17 protein-coding genes are annotated in these 17,036 nt (G+C 48.1%); 6 read left to right on the top strand and 11 right to left on the bottom strand.

Annotated elements, in window-relative coordinates:
- Positions 1–62: 62 nt before the first annotated feature.
- Together HNY42_RS02915 and HNY42_RS02910 are read right to left on the bottom strand one after the other, a co-directional pair.
- The gene (locus tag HNY42_RS02915; RefSeq protein ID WP_131503303.1) at positions 63–548 is read right to left on the bottom strand and encodes a FixH family protein; all 486 of its coding nucleotides are present in this window, start codon (positions 546–548) and stop codon (positions 63–65) included.
- On the bottom strand, positions 541–1,920 hold the full coding sequence (locus tag HNY42_RS02910; RefSeq protein WP_188005037.1) for a PepSY-associated TM helix domain-containing protein: 1,380 nt from the start codon (positions 1,918–1,920) through the stop codon (positions 541–543). Before HNY42_RS02910 ends, HNY42_RS02915 begins: the two co-directional genes overlap by 8 nt.
- A gap of 488 nt (positions 1,921–2,408) precedes the next feature.
- Between HNY42_RS02910 and HNY42_RS02905 the strand changes: the two genes are divergently transcribed.
- Positions 2,409–3,779, top strand: a complete 1,371-nt coding sequence (locus HNY42_RS02905; RefSeq protein WP_188005036.1) for a copper amine oxidase — start codon at positions 2,409–2,411, stop codon at positions 3,777–3,779.
- A 58-nt stretch (positions 3,780–3,837) separates the two neighbouring features.
- On the opposite strand, the gene HNY42_RS02900 is transcribed toward HNY42_RS02905, so the two are convergent.
- Positions 3,838–4,428, bottom strand: a complete 591-nt coding sequence (locus HNY42_RS02900) for a DedA family protein (RefSeq protein ID WP_131503300.1) — start codon at positions 4,426–4,428, stop codon at positions 3,838–3,840.
- 251 nt (positions 4,429–4,679) lie between these two features.
- Between HNY42_RS02900 and HNY42_RS16345 the strand changes: the two genes are divergently transcribed.
- Positions 4,680–5,474, top strand: a complete 795-nt coding sequence (locus HNY42_RS16345) for an NUDIX domain-containing protein (protein ID WP_188005035.1) — start codon at positions 4,680–4,682, stop codon at positions 5,472–5,474.
- Positions 5,475–5,527: 53 nt separating this feature from the next.
- Here the strand turns inward: HNY42_RS16345 and HNY42_RS02890 are convergent, their stop codons facing one another.
- A complete protein-coding gene (locus HNY42_RS02890) occupies positions 5,528–6,382 on the bottom strand; it encodes a VOC family protein (protein WP_188005034.1) in 855 nt (284 codons plus the stop codon).
- 120 nt (positions 6,383–6,502) lie between these two features.
- Here HNY42_RS02890 and HNY42_RS02885 point away from each other — a divergent pair, with 120 nt between their 5' ends.
- Positions 6,503–6,874, top strand: a complete 372-nt coding sequence (locus HNY42_RS02885; protein WP_188005033.1) for a winged helix-turn-helix transcriptional regulator — start codon at positions 6,503–6,505, stop codon at positions 6,872–6,874.
- Positions 6,875–6,954: 80 nt separating this feature from the next.
- A complete protein-coding gene (locus tag HNY42_RS02880) occupies positions 6,955–7,725 on the top strand; it encodes a nucleotidyltransferase domain-containing protein (protein WP_131503297.1) in 771 nt (256 codons plus the stop codon).
- Positions 7,726–7,777: 52 nt separating this feature from the next.
- On the opposite strand, the gene HNY42_RS02875 is transcribed toward HNY42_RS02880, so the two are convergent.
- Together HNY42_RS02875 and HNY42_RS02870 are read right to left on the bottom strand one after the other, a co-directional pair.
- Positions 7,778–8,707, bottom strand: coding sequence for an NADP-dependent oxidoreductase (locus HNY42_RS02875; RefSeq protein WP_188005032.1), 930 nt, complete (start codon positions 8,705–8,707; stop codon positions 7,778–7,780).
- Positions 8,708–8,808: 101 nt separating this feature from the next.
- The gene (locus HNY42_RS02870) at positions 8,809–10,167 is read right to left on the bottom strand and encodes a methyl-accepting chemotaxis protein (RefSeq protein WP_255508414.1); all 1,359 of its coding nucleotides are present in this window, start codon (positions 10,165–10,167) and stop codon (positions 8,809–8,811) included.
- A 261-nt stretch (positions 10,168–10,428) separates the two neighbouring features.
- On the opposite strand from HNY42_RS02870, the gene crcB (HNY42_RS02865) reads away from it, so the two are divergent.
- The gene (gene crcB, locus HNY42_RS02865; RefSeq protein ID WP_131973387.1) at positions 10,429–10,830 is read left to right on the top strand and encodes a fluoride efflux transporter CrcB; all 402 of its coding nucleotides are present in this window, start codon (positions 10,429–10,431) and stop codon (positions 10,828–10,830) included.
- The gene (gene crcB, locus HNY42_RS02860) at positions 10,827–11,183 is read left to right on the top strand and encodes a fluoride efflux transporter CrcB (RefSeq protein ID WP_131503293.1); all 357 of its coding nucleotides are present in this window, start codon (positions 10,827–10,829) and stop codon (positions 11,181–11,183) included. Before crcB (HNY42_RS02865) ends, crcB (HNY42_RS02860) begins: the two co-directional genes overlap by 4 nt.
- A 62-nt stretch (positions 11,184–11,245) precedes the next feature.
- Here crcB (HNY42_RS02860) and HNY42_RS02855 read toward each other — a convergent pair whose 3' ends face one another.
- The 5 genes from HNY42_RS02855 to HNY42_RS02835 form a co-directional block, all read right to left on the bottom strand.
- Entirely contained in the window at positions 11,246–12,100 is an 855-nt protein-coding gene (locus HNY42_RS02855) for a DegV family protein (RefSeq protein WP_131503292.1), read from the bottom strand.
- A 71-nt stretch (positions 12,101–12,171) separates the two neighbouring features.
- Positions 12,172–13,200, bottom strand: coding sequence for an aldose epimerase family protein (locus HNY42_RS02850; RefSeq protein ID WP_131503291.1), 1,029 nt, complete (start codon positions 13,198–13,200; stop codon positions 12,172–12,174).
- A gap of 102 nt (positions 13,201–13,302) precedes the next feature.
- A complete protein-coding gene (locus tag HNY42_RS02845; protein ID WP_188005030.1) occupies positions 13,303–14,985 on the bottom strand; it encodes a LytS/YhcK type 5TM receptor domain-containing protein in 1,683 nt (560 codons plus the stop codon).
- Positions 14,986–15,161: 176 nt separating this feature from the next.
- Positions 15,162–16,475 carry a hemolysin family protein gene (locus tag HNY42_RS02840; RefSeq protein ID WP_188005029.1) on the bottom strand — a complete coding sequence of 438 codons (1,314 nt, stop codon included), beginning with the start codon at positions 16,473–16,475 and terminating at the stop codon, positions 15,162–15,164.
- Between the two features lie 34 nt (positions 16,476–16,509).
- Positions 16,510–16,908: a MerR family transcriptional regulator gene (locus tag HNY42_RS02835; RefSeq protein WP_012369183.1), complete on the bottom strand. Its 399-nt coding sequence runs from the start codon at positions 16,906–16,908 to the stop codon at positions 16,510–16,512.
- Positions 16,909–17,036: the final 128 nt, after the last annotated feature.

Here is a 17,036-nt window from a genome sequence, read left to right as displayed (position 1 = left end):
CATTGCACATGAAAACAGGACGACGGATTTTTATCCATCGTCCTGTTTTGCTGTCTTATTTTTTAATGATGATGCCCACTGCTTCCACCGGCAGGTTTGGCACCGCCCTGTAAGATTTTTAAATCGTTGGCGGACAGTTGACCGACAATGAATTGTTGTGTCGGCATAATCATCGCACCGTTACTGCTGGCATGAACCTTGATGTAATACAGACCTTCCTTTGGCAATTTCTTCTCAATCGAATAAACTCCCGGTTTCGTTTCATCTGCCGGTTCCATACTGTACTGAAGTGTTCCATCTGCTTTCCAGATTTCAAAATGGACATACTCCGCTTCTTTAACTGCTTTTTGATTCTGCCAAAGTGTCGCTCCGAATCGGTACTGTTTCTCCTGATCGGCTTTCAGTACTTTCGGCATTTCAAATTTTACCGATAAAGGGATGGCAACAGCGTATTGCTGAGCCGCGTCCGATGTGACCGCACACCCTGCAAGACCGCTACTTGTCACAATCAGTCCACTTAGTAAAATGCCTTTGATTGACTTACGCATTCAAAAACCTCCTTACAGCCGGAATCCGTCGGATGATGAAGAAATCGGCCAGCCAGACAACGATTAACGACAGACCAACCAGCGGGAACAGTATGCCAAGCACAATCAAAACGAGAATAAACCACTTGATTGATTTCGCCGGCGGTCCTTTTGGTGCGCCCATCCCTTTGCCCGGTTTCCGTTTCAACCATAAATAGAATCCGCTGACCGCGACTAAAATGATTCCGAGACAAATCGCTAAACTGATCAATTGATTGATCAGACCAAATTCCGTTCCTTTGTGCAAAGTAATCCCGAGCGCGACCGCTTTACCGACAAGACCATAGTTATCAAAACGATAATCTGCCAAGACGGCTCCGGAATATTGATCAAGATGGATTGTGGCTTCCTTTTCTGCTTTTGAAGGATACGCCGACAGCGTATAGACGCCTGTCGGATCACTTGGAATACTGATGGCATAACTTGGATCCATACCCTGTTGTTTCGCAATCGACACGATATCGTCAATCGACGCCGGTACAAGCCCTTCGACGTTTGATTTCGGCACGTCGAGTGTTTCGGCTGCCCATGGGACTTCTGCGACATCTTTTGTTTGAACAGCTGACACCGGTGCCTCGCCTCCCCAAATGGATGGCGGATAACCAAGCCCTTGGTTTGTAGCGACAGATTGAAAACTCGTCCCCCAAAAACCGGACCACGGCAGTCCCGTCAAAATCAGGAATAACATCCCGGCTGTAATCCAAAATGCCGGTACAGCATGCAAATCACGTCGAAAGATTTTTTTCCCTTGGCGCAGTCGTGGAATCAAGACACCGGACCACCCTGTTGATTTTTTACGCGGGAACCACAAAAATAGCCCCGTTACGATTAAGACAATCGCCCAACAGGCAACAAGTTCGACAATCCGGTCCCCAATCCTCCCGGCCATCAGTTCGCCGTGGATTTCTTCGATTTTATTCATGATCCGGTCATCATCCACCAGTTCACCGATGATTTTCCCTGTATACGGATTGATGAAGACCGTCGACGAGGCCTCTGCCGTCGCAATCTTCACTTCACTCGACCGCGCATCGGTTTCTCCGGGACGGTACTTCGTAATACTTGCGTCCGGATAGTTTGCTTTGACAGCATTGATTTGTGCCGTCGCTGAAATTCGGTTTTCTTGCGGTGTCACTTCATAATACTTCTGATATAAAACATTCTCGATTTGTGGTTTGAATAAGTAAATCGATCCCGTCACGGCAAGCATGACGAGAAATGGTGCAAAAATCAGTCCGGCATAAAAATGCCAGCGCCAAACCGTCCGGTAAAATGATGACGCGGAACGGTTTTCCGTTTTTTGTTCTGTTCCCCTCGTCTCGAGTTGATTCATGTTCAATCCCCGCTTCTTCGTTAAGTAGATGTTCTCATGACAGTATGTAGGATGAGTTATGATGGCACACGTGTTGTCATGAGTCTGCTGTCTTATTCTACGTTTTCTTTTCTCTCCCCACTCCTTCAGTGATTTCAGTTTTCCGTACATCCGCGAAAAATATGTCCAGCTTGTGAACGCTCATTAAGTATAAGCGGTTACACAATTCCCAGACCGCTGACACTATGGCGATTTTTTGCCAATCCGGTGATATCTCTGCGTGTTAATTAAGTAGTTGATTCGTTAAATTCCACACAATGATTTCGTACATATAATAGGAAAACACTTAGTTTCTTTGCAAGTTAGTTAAATGATTTTGAATTTTTTTCATATTTTTTAATCTTTTTTAAATCCAATTCCAATCCGGGCGCGTATGCTGTTCAGAACGATGCAGACAACAACTACCAAATATACAAAAACAACACCCAAATTTGAGAGGATGAGACAAGATGAAAAACACGAAAAAATTCGCAGCAACAGCAATGGCAGCAGCACTCGTATTACCCGGAACGGCAGCATTCGCTTCCGGTGGCGGAGACGACATGAAACATGAGGAGAGCGCGAAGAACGTCACGGTCAAAACAAAAGCCGCTGACCTCCGTGCGACACTCGATCAGTTACTCTCTGAGCACTTCGTGCTTGCCGTCATGGACATGAAAAAACAATATGACGGATCAAAAGATGCGAAGTATTATGAAGCAGCACTTAAACAGAATGCACTCGACATGACACCGGCGATTGCTTCTGTCTACGGCGACGAAGGTGCAAAACAATTCGAAAAAATCTTCGTTGACCACAACAAATACACAACCGATCTCGTCAAAGCCGTGAAAGCGGACGACCAGGACGGCATCAACGCGTCGAAAGCGGAAACAGAAGAGTTCGTCCAGGATCTCTCGAGCTTCCTCGATACAGCAACAGAAGGTAAACTGCCGAAGGCAGCAGCGGAAGAAGTCCTCCGTGCCCATGAAGCCGACGTCTATAAAACATTCCAACAATATGCAGCCGGTGACTACGAAGGATCGTACAACACGTTCCGTGAAGGCTACAGCCGCATGTATGATATCTCAAAAGCACTCTCAGTCGCGATCACAACACAAATGCCTGAGAAGTTCGACAACACGAAAGCCGACACAAAAGCAGCTGACCTCCGGTCAACACTCAATAGCCTTGCAGCGGAGCACGTCGCCCTTGCGAACATCAGCATGACGGCTGGCGTCGATCAAGCGAAAGACTACGATGCAGCGAACTGGGCAGAAGACATGCACACAGCTGACTTCAAAGCGGCAATGAAATCCGTCTACGGTCAAGCGGGTGCGGATCAGTTCGAGCAAGTCTGGACAAAAAACCACATCGAAGCGCAAGCGAACCTTGTCACAGCAGCAATCAACGATGACAAGAAATTGATGGGTGACGCACAAGACATGCTCAAAATGTTCTCAAATGACTTCGGTGCGTTCCTTGGCGCAGCAACGGAAGAAAACCTTCCGACAAAAGCAGCACAGGAAGCGGTCTCTGGTCATGAAACATACGTCCAAGATACGTTCATGCAGTATGTCGAAGGCGACTACAAAGGATCAGCTGACACATTCCGTGAGTCATATGCTTACATGTACGGTGTCGGTGAAAACCTCGGTGAAGCAATCGTCAAACAATCACCTGAGAAATTCATGGATGGTACACCAGGTTCAATGCCGAACACAGGTAACGGCGGCATGAGCGACAATAATACAGCAGGTACAACTGGTGCGATCGCTCTCTTCGGTCTTGCACTCGGTGCAGCCGGAATCGTCCTCGCACGCAAACGTCAAAACGCATAAGAGTTTACACCTAAACCAAAAACATCCCCTTTAGGAATCATTTCTGAAGGGGATGTTTTTATTCCGTGACGAATTCTTCTTCTTTTTTTAGACGATTTCGCCGTTTTGCGTGCACGACACCTGAAATAATAATTGTCAATAACGCTGCCATAATTACAAGTACCATACCTGGATGTTCACTTAACCATATTCCGAGTTCCGACCATGTGACAGCTTCACCGATTCGGACAATCAAGAACGTCCATAATCCGGTGTACAGCCCTGCCGCAAAGAATGTCATTGCTAAATACCGCGGTAACGGATAACCAAGTAACCCGGCTACGTAATGAATCGGGTGCCGGACACCCGGTAAAAAGAACGACAACCCGATTGCCCATAGTCCACGGCGTTCTAAAATCGATTCAGCCTGCTCCAGGAATTTTGATTTCATCAACCGTTTGACGAGTGGAATTTCACGGAAAAAGCGTGCCAACAGATAGAACCAGGCAAAGGCAATAAAAAAGACAGGCCATGCGGCTAACCAAATCAAAACCGGATGAATTCCTTCCCGGACTCGTAACGCAGCATATCCCATCATCAGGACGTCATCTGACAGCGGCGTAAACATAATCCCGCCGGCTAATCGGACCAATGCCATAACATCTACCATTCTCTCACGTCCTTTTTTTCTCTCTATAAGTAAAGTATGCCCGAATTTTCTTGAGTTGAGCCCTCTTCTTTTCTTTCTTTTTTCTTTTTCTGCTTCTTGCTACAAAAATATTCTTTTACATGCGCAAAGATTCCTACGCCTGCAAAGTCGCTTTTTTCACATCGAATCCGACAGAAAAGCAGGGATATTCCCCCTGATGCGAGAAGGTAGTCAAGGAACCTAACTGCTTAAAAGATAGAGGAGGAATTTCCATGTTACATCGCCGGAAGACCTATACGATCCGCCCGGAACGACTGCAGGAATTTACCGAGTTCTTTCACACGTATCTCTACCCTTTACAAATCAGCCACGGCGCCCGTCTTGTTGGTCGCTGGGTGAATGAAGCAGAAGATGAAGTCATTGCGATTTGGGAATACCGTGATCGCGAACATTACGAACAAGTCGACCGGGACGTCCGTGGCAGTACGTTACGCCGCGAAGCGATGAAAAAACGCGCCCGTCTCGGAAAAAACCTTTATATTAAATCAACGGAAGACTTTTTGACGGCAACCGGCGTCTATGCTCCGCCACGCGCCATCGTCAGTGTCACCGCTTATATTACAAATGAAGACGGCGAAGTCCTGCTCGTCCGAAATCTCCATCGTGGTGACACGTATGAAATGCCGGGTGGACAAGTCGAGAACCACGAATCGATTCTCGATGCTGTTAAACGGGAAGTCAAAGAAGAAACCGGAGCGGACGTCACGATTGAAGGCATTACCGGTATCTATCAAAATATCTCAAGTCACGTCCTTTGTGTCGCTTTCCGTGGTACCTATACCGGCGGCGAGCTCCGTCCGCAAGAAGGCGAGACGGCGGAAGTCGGCTTCTTCGACTTGAACCGGGAGAACATCGACACCTATATCAAACGGGAACACTTCCAGTTGCGGACGCTCGATGCGATGGATCCACATTACTTCCCGCATGCCTTATATAAAGTCCGGCCCTATGAACTGATCAGCCGTTATGACGGCAATGCCCCGTCGGCTTTATCCGGTCAAAATTAAGAAACGTCAAAAAAGCGATTTCGATGACGAAATCGCTTTTTTCTATGGATTCATCAGGCTTGAGCCATTAATCGGGCAGTGATTCCGGCATCATCTGTCACGTAAATCGCGTCTGCTTGTCGCTTCACTTCATACGGTGATTGATTAAGTGCTACGACTGCCGTTTCGCGCGAAGCCGCGTCCGGATAAATCAGTGTCCAGTAAGTCAGTCCAACGGCATCCTCCGGTGTTTTCGGCGCATCAACGCCTGACCAGACGTTTGTTCCGATATGGTGATGATAGCCGCCGGCAGCCAGGAACAACGCCCGCATCCGGGACGCGTCCGCTGCGACATCAAACCCAAGTGTCTCGACATAAAACTTCCGGGCCGCTTCAAGTGACTTCACATGGAAATGGACATGTCCCATGATGGTATCTTCAGGCATGCCGTACCAGTCTTCCTCTCCCGCCTCGACGAGCATACTTTGCCAGTCGACCGGATCTGTCGTCATTTTGACGTCTCCATTTGCTTCATACGTCCAGGTATCACGCGGACGGTCGGCATAAATCTCAATGCCGTTTCCGTCCGGATCCGATAAATAAAAAGCTTCGCTGACGAGATGATCCCCTTGCCCGAGTTCAATTCCTTGGGCAATCAGATTCCGGATGACAAAACCTAGTTCTTTCCGATTCGGTAATAAAATCGCGAAATGATACAACCCCGCCACCGAATTTTTCGGAAGTTGTTTTGCCGTACTGTGTTGCTCCAAAATGACGAGTGGTGTTGTCTTTGCACCGAGTGTTGCCGTTTTCTCGTCTTGTGTTAAAACGGTTAGCCCCAGTGCATCCCGGTAAAACGCAATCGATTGTTCCAGATTGGTAATCCGTAAGCTGACCGGTCCCAGTGTAATATTTGGATTGATGTTCATCTTGTTTCCTCCTCATAAGTTCGCTTCGTATCTTCATTATCAGTCAGAAGTGAAGAGAACGGAAGTAGGCACAAAGAAGTGGTATAGTATCCTAAACGATACCATGAAGGAGGAACAGCCATGGAAGAGACACCAAGCTGCCGCGTCGAGACGGCACTCGAAATCCTGACCGGGAAATGGAAGCCGTCGATTTTGCTCGAACTGATCACCCACGACACGCTCCGGTTCAGTGAATTGAAACGAAATCTCACGAATATCACGCAAAAAATGTTAACCGCTCAGCTCCGGGAACTGGAGTTGAACGATATCGTCCACCGGGAAATCTATCAGGTCGTCCCGCCCCGCGTCGAATATTCACTGACGGATTACGGAAAAACACTGATTCCTGTTTTAAATGCCATCAATGCCTGGGGCGAAAAACATGTCGAGCATTTGGCTCAGAAAGACATGCTTCAAGATGTCACTATTTCTAGTACCAGCGATTCATTTTAAATGAATCGCTCTTTTTTATGGAATAATCTCCCTTATTTCACGTATACTGACTGAATAGACTACGTAAGGGAGCGAAACCCATGCATCAACTTCATGCGATTGAACAGCTAGTAACACGTTTTAAACAAGATCCTGCTGTCGAAGCCATTTTTTTGAAAGGTTCATTTGGACGTGGTGAAGAAGATGTCTATTCGGATATCGACCTCTATTGTCTTGTGTCCGAAGAACGGATGGCGAAATTTTTAACCCGTCGACTGACCCACCTGTCCGTCTATCGCCCAATCATCTGGAAAGACGACCTCTTTATTGTCGCCCCGCAACTGATTGTCGTATATGACGATCTTTTGCATGTCGATCTGTTTACGGTGACCCGCGAATCGTTAAACCATTCCGATACGATTCGTGTCTTGTATGATCCGAAAAGACAACTCGATGCGTACGTCGAGACCTCCTCTTTGGCACTCGGGACACAGGAAGCTGCGGATGAAGCGATTGATGCCGTCTGGTTCCTGTTCCAGTATCAAAAAGCAGCCGGACGCGGGAATGCCTTATGGGCAGTCGAGATGTTGCGGAGCGCACTGATCAAATTTGCCAAAGTCCTATTACATCGGTATGTTCCCGACCGGGCACAACTCGGTTTAAAAACGGTTGCTGATTATTTACCGGACGCTCCACGCCTGCGCCTTGAAGCGATTTATGATGTCCTCGTTCCGGCCACCCATCACGAAGCCGCTCGTCTTTACCGGGAATTATTACAGGCTGAATTGCCACACTTGCAACAGATGCTGATCGATCAACCGGACACATTACAGTTGCTCGACCGGTTGCTCGAATCAAAACAAGTTTGTTAGACGCCATAGAAAAAGCCGGTTCCTTGAGCAAGGAAACCGGCTTTTCATGTGCTTACTTCACTTTAATGACAATTTTCCCTTTCGCATGACCTTCTTCTCCATAATCATGCGCTTCTTTGATTTGATCCAAATCGAAAATCCGATCGACGACCGGTTTTAATTCTCCCCATTCTACGGCTTGCGCGATATGTTGAAGCCGCTCGCCTGTCGGTTGCATGAAGACGTAAGCAACACGGGCATCCGCCTGTTTTGCCTGTTCTTCATCCGGTGGTGTCGAAATGGAAACGAGCATTCCGTTCGGTTTGAGCATCTGGTACAGCTTCGCCTGGTCGTCGCCGCCCATTGTATCAAACACAAAGTCCAAATCGCGGACAGTTTCTGCCGGATCCTGCTGTTTGTAATCGATGACTTCGTCTGCTCCAAGCGCTTTGACCCAGTCGACGTTTTTCGTGCTCGTCGATGTGATGACGTGAAGACCATGTGCTTTCGCAAGCTGGATCGCAACCGTTCCGACACCGCCTGAACCGGCACCGATAAAGATTTTATTTCCCGCTTTCGCATCCATCACTTCAAACATGACCTGCCAGGCCGTGTGGGCGACGAGCGGCAATGATGCTGCCTCTTCGAACGTCAGGGCCTCCGGTTTCTTGACGACAAGATGGGCATCCACCGCGACATACTCCGCATACGTCCCTTGACGGGCAATATCCGGACGACTGAACACTTCATCGCCGACTTTTAAATCCGTCACGTTCGCCCCCACTTCTTCGATCACACCGGAGACATCCCAACCGATAATCAGCGGCATATCATAGCTGAGCATTTCCTTTAAGTATCCTTCACGCAGTTTCCAATCAACGGGATTAACACTCGCCGCATGAACCGCAATCAAGACATCGTCTGCTCCGACGATCGGACGTTCGAGTTCCCCTACTTTAAATTGTTCCGATCCACCATACTGTTCAATGTAAGCTGCTTTCATGTCATTTCCTCCTCTGATTGTTTTACCTTTTAGTTGTTCCCCTTCAAGACTTGCGACAAACGAAAAAAGTGTACCGGCTCTTTCGAATCGGTACACGCCTGTCAGGTATGCGCTGTCTGTTGCAGTGTTAATGCCGTGGTATTTAACGTATGGATTGCCTGCTGTAAATCAACGATTTGTTCGACTTGTGACCGTGTCAGACCGGACAATTGATCACTGCTCGTCAGCAACAGATCCATGAAAGCATCCAGTTGTTCCGTTGCCTGCGCAATGTTCGTCAGACTGTTCGTGATCGTCACGAATTGTTGCTGCGCTCCACTGATTGCCTGAACGGAATCATTGGAATCCGTCGCAATCGTCTGCAAGGCGTCTTGACTTCTTTGCATCCGGGCCTCCTGCTGCCGCAGCAAGCTGGTACTGGCATCAATCGAATTACCGGTCTGCATGACATCATGATCGACCCGTTCGATGATTTGATTGATTTCGGTCGAGGCGGCCGCCGTCTGTGCCGACAAATTACGGATTTCCTGGGCGACGACGGTAAATCCTTTTCCGAACTCTCCGGCGCGTGCCGCCTCAATCGATGCGTTTAAGCTCAATAAGTTCGTTTGCGTCGCGATCGCATTGATGCTGGAAGTAATCGTAACAATTTCTTTAAAACGTCCAGCAAGCTGTCCAAACGCAGTGACGGATTCGTCCATGCTCGCGGTCAGTTCTTGTAATGATTCACCGGCTTCGCTGATGGTCTCGCGGCTTTGTTCAGCCGTCACCTTCGACGAAGAACTGAGGGCAAGTGCCCGGTCGACGGCTGTCGCGACATCCGTCATCAACGCAACGTTATCCGTGTTCATCCGTTTAATCTGCCGGACGGATTGGGCATTTTTCGACGAGTTATCGGCTAACATCTGCATCGCCTGATCAATTTTTTCAAATGACACTTTCGCCGTATCGACGGTTTCACTCATTCCTGCCGTGAACGTCGTGACATCGGTTGCTGTAGCGGCTGATTGCTCAAGCGTCAGCTGTGAGCTTGCTGCGTAATGCTCCGCCTTCTCTTGTTGCCTTTTGACTTCCCGCATGACATTTCGTCCGAAGACAGCAACAAACGTGGCTGCTGAAAAAACCATCAGATAGATGACGAATGCGACAATCATATCAAACAGATTTGAAAACTGAATCGTTCCAAAAACCGTAAAGAGTACCAATTCCAGTAATCCGAGCAAACCTGCCACTACGACTAAATGGGGAATGAGGTAGATGACTGAAATCGTTAAATACAGATAAGCAATCGTCCAGATACTTTGAGTTGGCAAGGTCACAAGGACAAGTGCCAGTACCAGATAGGTCAATATGATTTGAATATATTTTCCGCTGAGCTGATCGCCAAAAAAACGATTTCCCCCCAGCAAGGCGACCGTCAGTAACAGACCTCCGACCAAAAATTGATAAAATACACTCATGGGCACATAGTCCAGTTGAACAAAAATGAAAATCAAAGGATGCGCGATTGTAATTAATGAGGCAATGAGACGAGAGAGAATTTTCGTACTCAGTCTTTCAAGGGGTGAGACCATCTGCAAAACTCCTTCTGTTGGATTCGTACCCTTTCTTATCGTCCAGTTTGAAGAAGACGTGAAGTATTCCCGCTCATTTTCACAACTTGACGCTTGATTTCAGAAAAGCGTATGGTAAATACAAAATGGACAGAAAGGCGGCTTCAGATGTTATATGTATTAGTCGGACTGGCTGGTATCCTCGGTGCTTCCGCCCGTTATGGTCTCAGCCTTTTTATCACTCATTTTGCCGTCGGAACGTTTCCGTGGGCAACATTAAGCATTAATCTGATCGGCTGTTTCGTCTTGGGGTACGCGACGCACTTTCTATTTAAGACGACGTTGCTTCATCAATACGCGATGACGGCGCTCGGAACCGGTTTTGTCGGTTCCTTTACGACATTTTCAACGTTCAGTGTCGAATCCGTTGAACTGTTACGGAGCGGTTTTTACGGTTACGCCCTTCTCTATATCAGCATCAGTTTGTTCGGCGGATTATTGATGTCTTATCTCGGCTACACACTCGGGACAAGACGGTTACGTCTGTTTCAGAAGGAGGACGCTTCATGAATCTTGTTGCTCTTGCGACCGGTGCTTTTTTTGGTGCCATCAGCCGGTTTGCCGTCAGCCAGTGGATGAAAACATTTTGGAAAAAGGATTTTCCACTCGCGACATTCGTCATCAACATCCTCGGTTCTTTTTTACTCGGTCTCGTCATCGGTTCGCATTTGGATTCGACATGGACGTTATTGCTCGGCACGGGTTTTCTCGGTTCCTTTACGACGTTTTCGACGTTTAAGCTCGAGACACTGCAACTCGTTCAGAATCAAAACAGAAAAACGCTGACCCTTTACCTCGGACTCAGTTATCTCCTTGGCATCAGTGCCGCATTTTTAGGAATCATTGTTTCATTAAATATCTAAAAAGAACCAGGACTTGCCCCGACACACGGGAACAATTCCTGGTTCTTGTTCGTTTTTATTTTTTAGTCATTCAGCCAGAACAAGCCAACGGTTTCTGCACCGGCGTGTGTTCCGATGGCCGGACCAAACGTGCCGTCGAGCACCGTTAGTTCCGGGAATTTTGTTGCGACCTGTGTCCGTAAATCGGCTGCCATCTCAGGTGCCATCGTCGTCGCGACATAAATCCGGTTTTTATAAAACGTATGCTGACGCATCGCTTCTTCGACCTGTTTGATGATTTCGATGTAGGCTTTTTTCAGGGAACGGGCTTTTTTAAACGGAACGATTTTTCCCGATTCATCCGTCGTGATGATCGGTTTAATGCTGAGCAGGTTTGCGAGGAACAAATCACCGGACGAGACACGTCCGCCCCGGCGCATCGTCTCCATGTTCCCGACAATCATATAAAAGTGCGTTTTTTTCGCTAACGCTTGTAAAGCCGCCGTAATCTCTTCGACCGACTTACCTTCCGCTTCCAGTGCCATCCCGTAACGGATGAACTCCTGCTGATTTTCAAACGCCGTATGCGAATCGATGATGTGGACCGGGAAGCTTGCTGCTTCCGCTGCCGATGCGGAACTTTGGACCGTACTCGACAGACCGTTCGTACAGTGGACCGCAATCGCACAGTCGTATCCTTCTTCTTTTAAGCGTTCATACGTCCCGACGAATTCCCCGAAAATCGGTTGTGACGTTTTGGCGACCAGCTTTTTATCTGCTTCCAGTGCCCGAAACAACCGTTCGACCGTAATCGTATCTTCATTGTAGGCTGTGTCACCAAGCAAGATTTGAATTGGTACGACATTCACACCGATTGCTTCCGCCTCTTCTTTTTTGAAATAGGCCATACTATCGGTCACCCATGCTATTTTAGTCATTTTCCTATGCCTCCGTTAGATTCTTCTCGCTTTATCCTACCACATTCGCTTCGGATGTCAGCAAAAAAACGTTACTGCACTCGACTAAATTGGAACGTCGTCCGTTTTTCATAGACCTCGCCGGCACGTAAAACAACAGACGGAAAATCGGGCTGATTGATGGCGTCCGGCAATCCTTGTGTTTCGAGACAAATTCCGAGATACGGTGTCGCCCGTCGCCCGGCAATCGTAAACTCACCGGCCAAATGGTTTCCGGTATAGACGACGACACCCGGCTGATCGGTTTTCACCTGTAACATCCGACCACTGACCGGTTCCTCCAAGACGATTTCACCGCCTTCTTTTAATAAAAACGGGTGGTCGACACCACTGCCTGCCTGACGCAACGCTTCGTCACTCGCATGTGTCACTTCATACAACGAGCGGGCTGTCCGGAAATCAAAGACCGTCTCGTTGACGGATAAAATCTCGCCTGTCGGAACGGACTCTGCATTTAACGGGACGTAAAACGGGGCATCCATCCGGAGACGGTGCTGCTCAATCGTCGTTTTCGCATTTCCCGTCAAATTAAAATACGTGTGGTTCGTCGGACTGAACGGTGTCGAGGCCGTCGTCGTCGCGTGGTACGTCAGAATCAAAGCGTCGTCGTCCGTCCAGTCAATCGTCAACCGGACATCGAGTTGACCCGGATAACCGTTTTCTCCGTCCGGGCTCGTCAGGAGCAGATGTAACTGTTCACCGTCGATTTCATAATCAAAAAAACGGTTCGACCAGTTGACGCTTCCTCCGTGAAGGTGATGTTCTCCTTCATTTTGTTCCAGGATGTAGTTCATCCCTTCTAATGCAAACGCACCGTTGGCAATCCGGCCGCCGACCCGGCCGATTGTTGCCCCCAAGTGGTGGGGATCCTCTAAATATTCTTCCATATCATCAAAGGCCAGGACGACGTTCTCGATGGTCCCGTGTTGATCCGGAACACGGATTGCCGTGATTTTCCCGCCCAAATTGAGTAATTCCACACTGTGTCCGTTACGATTCATCAATGTAAAAGCGATGATCGGCTGCTCGCCGGAAAACCCGACTTCTTTTGTTGTAATCATGCGCTTATCCTCCTGTATCGATCTACTCTTGCTTTCATTTTTACCCAGGATTGGCTAAAAAAAAACAATCGTCCGATTCCGGCAATCAGAATCGAACGATCATTACACTTGGTCGGTCGTAAGAGGCAACATCAGTTTCAGGTGTGTTCCACCGGGGCGTGAATGAATCGTACAACTCGCCTGTTCCCCGTATCTCCGGTGAAGAGCACGTCGTAATAAAAATAAATTACTCGTTTCCGTTTTTTTATCCTGCTTCCAGCGTTTCAGGAATTCAGCCGGTACACCGACCCCATTGTCCGATACTTCAAGCATCCAGTGTGTTTCTTCCTGAAATGCCCGAACATCAATCCGGTGATACGGACCGCTTTCGGGAAACGCATGCCGTAACGCATTATCGACAAGCTGTGTCACGAGCAACGGAAAAACAAAATGCTCTTCAACGGCCGTTTCGATATCCAAATCAATCGTGACCGCAGCCGGTGTCAATGGATGGTGTCGGCGGATTCCTTCCAGCGACAGATACGATTTTAAGGTCAGTAATTCTTCACGCAAAGGATACAGATCAAGTCGTCGTGCGGTCGTAAGAAGCTGTCGCAACGCTTCGAGTTGGTGTTTGACCGGGGTATCCGGATCAGCTGTCTGATGGATTTCATCGACGATGCCGAGGAGATAGTTCGGACTCAGAATCGGTTTGATGCTGGTGTTTGGAAATTGATTCAGTTGCTCTTCTTGGTGAACGACGAGTTCGCGTGCCAGGAGATCCACCAACTGTTCCATCGTCCACTCCATCGTATCATCGAACAGATGAGCCGGAAACCAACAGACGATGCCCGCTTTCTTGCCCTCGATGAGTAGTGGATGAAACGAGACGATTTGACGCGTCAACTCATCTTCCGACCGGTAAACGACAGCTGTCTCCACCCAGTCCAAAATCGTCTGATGCTGGAATAAATCGGCTGTATCGTGTCCCGTCCGGACATCGGCTAAAATCCCATCCGGTCCAAGTAAAACGACCCGGTTGATTTTCGTTTCTTCCAGGATGGTCGATCCGATTTGCCGGGCGACATCAACCGTCATGCCATTTTTACGTAGCGGACGAATCGCATCCAGTAAACGATAGGAACGTGCGGATTCGCGAACGAACAATTCGTTCTCGAGCCTTAATTGCGTCCGTAAGATGGCGATGAAGACACTGATTCCGACTGCATTCGTAAATAACATCGGGAAGACAGCTTGACGTGTCAACTCCAACACACGCGCCTGGTCCGGTGCCAAAATCAATGCGACTCCAATATCGAGGATGACGGCACTTAAGACGATGCCAATCGGTTGGAGCAGGGAATAGCCGTCTTTCCTGCTCCACTGGCGGCTGTACATCCCACTCAACAATCCGGTTCCGACCGCAATGATCCAGGCTGATTCCGCACCGGATGCACCAAGATAATAGCGGTGAAATCCGACCAGCAAACCGGTCACACCACCGACGAGCGGTCCCCCCAGCAGACCGCTGGTGACGATGATCGTCAATCGGGTGTCGACAATCCATTGCTCCGGTGAAACGGCTAACCCGAGTAACGGATCAATCGTCTTATCAGCCGAAAGACCAATTCCGGCATAGTTCATCAAAATACCCGATACGACAAACACACTCAGTAAAATAAAACGATGACTGCGGCGCGACGACGTTTGAAACAAATGGCGTGATATGCGCCATTGTGACAATAAAAAAGCCAATAAGGCTAACATGCCTAAGCGGCTGAGTAAAAACGGGATTTGCTCGAGCACTGGACGTCTCCCTTCTCAGAAAAAATAATCTTTCCTCTCCTTACTCTTTCCCGCTCCCGCCCCCGTTTCCCTACCAACGTGTTCATTCTTTGCACATTCGTTTTAAACTTCATTTTCCGACTGACGTCTTACCGAAAAAAAAAGCGTCTTTCGTACGAGACGAAAGACACTTCGGATTATTCTGCTCGTTCGAGCGGGTGTAACCACAATTTGATCTGGTTGATTTGATAGTTCTCCATCTCCATCACTTCGACTGAGAAGGATTCCGTATCAATGTGTTCTCCCGGTTGCAGATCGATGTTGTGCATCTGAATCCAACCACCGATCGTATCGACGTCTTCATCGTTCGTAAACGTCAAACCGAATCGGTCTTCGAGATCTTCAAGCAACACGGTACCGGCAACGAGGTATTCATTGTTCGGCAACTCCTGGATTTCTTCGACTTCATCCGTATCAAACTCGTCGCGAATTTCACCGACGATTTCTTCGAGTAAGTCTTCCATCGCGACGATTCCGGCCGTTCCGCCGTATTCGTCGACGACCAATACGATATGCGAGCGTGTTTTCTTCATCTTTCGCAACGTGTCCTGCAGCGACGTGACTTCCGAGACGACCGGTAAATCCTTCACGTAATGTGTAACCGGATGATTGTTTCCGTTGGCGAAGTCCGTCAACATCTCCTTGACGTTGACATAACCAAGAATCCGGTCTTTATCATTTTCTTCCGTCACCGGATAACGGGTAAATGGATTATCCATGAAGATTTCCATCAGCTCGTCTTTTGACAACCGTTCTGAGATCGTCGCCATTCGCATCCGCGGCACCATCAAATCTTTGACGACATGCTCGTCAAACGCAAACACGTTCTGCATCAGTGCGAGTTCCGTCTGATTGATTTCTCCGCTTTGAAAACTTTGTGCCATGATGATTTTCAATTCATCTTCTGAGTGGGCTTGTTCATGACCAGCCGGTTTGACACCGAATAATCCAAGGAAAAAGCGGGCCGAACCATTGAGTAACCAAATGAACGGATACATGATTTTCCCGAAAATGTACAGTGGACGGGCAAACAACAACGTCATCTTTTCCGCGTATTGAATCGCAAGTGTCTTCGGTGCCAGTTCTCCGATGACGACGTGTAGGAACGTCACGGAAACAAAGGCAATCCCGAACGACAATAAGGTCGAGACCGCAGCCGAGACACCGAATTCATCAAACACCGGGTGCAGGATTTTTTCGACGGTCGGTTCACCGAGTGCCCCAAGACCAAGTGCTGTCACCGTGATTCCCAGCTGACAAGCAGACAAGTAATAATCGAGGTCTCCGGCAATCTTTTTCGCCAGGATGGCACTTTTGTTTCCTTCCTGAATCATTTGATCCAGACGGGACATCCGTACCTTAACGACCGCAAACTCTGATCCGACGAAAAACGCGGTCAACATGATCAATAACACCACTAAAAATAAATTGATAAATAATATAGTATCCAAAATCCCCTAAACAGGGGTCACCTCCATTTTATTGTTACAGCTGCGCAATCAGGGAAGCAATCAACGTCAGACGTTGAGACAGTTCGAGACGAATCTCCTGTTTCTCATAGTCGGTCGATTGCAATAAACGCTGTTCGAGCCCATTGACGCTTTCTTGAAGCTGCTGTACTTCCTGATAAATGGCATCACCCGTTTTGACTTCACGCTCGGTGAAGAAAGCAAGAATCTCTTGCAGGGACAGCCGTTGTGTCTTTAAATACTCAATCTTTTGAATATGCTGGACGACATCTTCCGTATACAAACGATAACCAGCCGGTGTCCGCTCTGTTGTTAATAAACCGAGCGATGTATAGTAGTCGATGGTCCGTTTTGATAAGCCGGTGGCCTCCGCGACCTGACCGATTTTAAGCAACGCCTTCCCAAAGATCCTCACCTCCCTCTCATTAAATAATGCTTTTATCATACCACGGTTAAACCGTACACAACAACGTTATGCTTATTAGGCGCCTTTAAAAAACGCCTCCTCTTTCTCAGAGGAGACGTTCCGTTTGCTCAAGCTAT

This window comes from Exiguobacterium sp. Helios (assembly GCF_014524545.1).
Taxonomy (GTDB): Bacteria; Bacillota; Bacilli; order Exiguobacteriales; family Exiguobacteriaceae; genus Exiguobacterium_A.
This window is presented reverse-complemented; position numbering and strand designations above follow the sequence as displayed.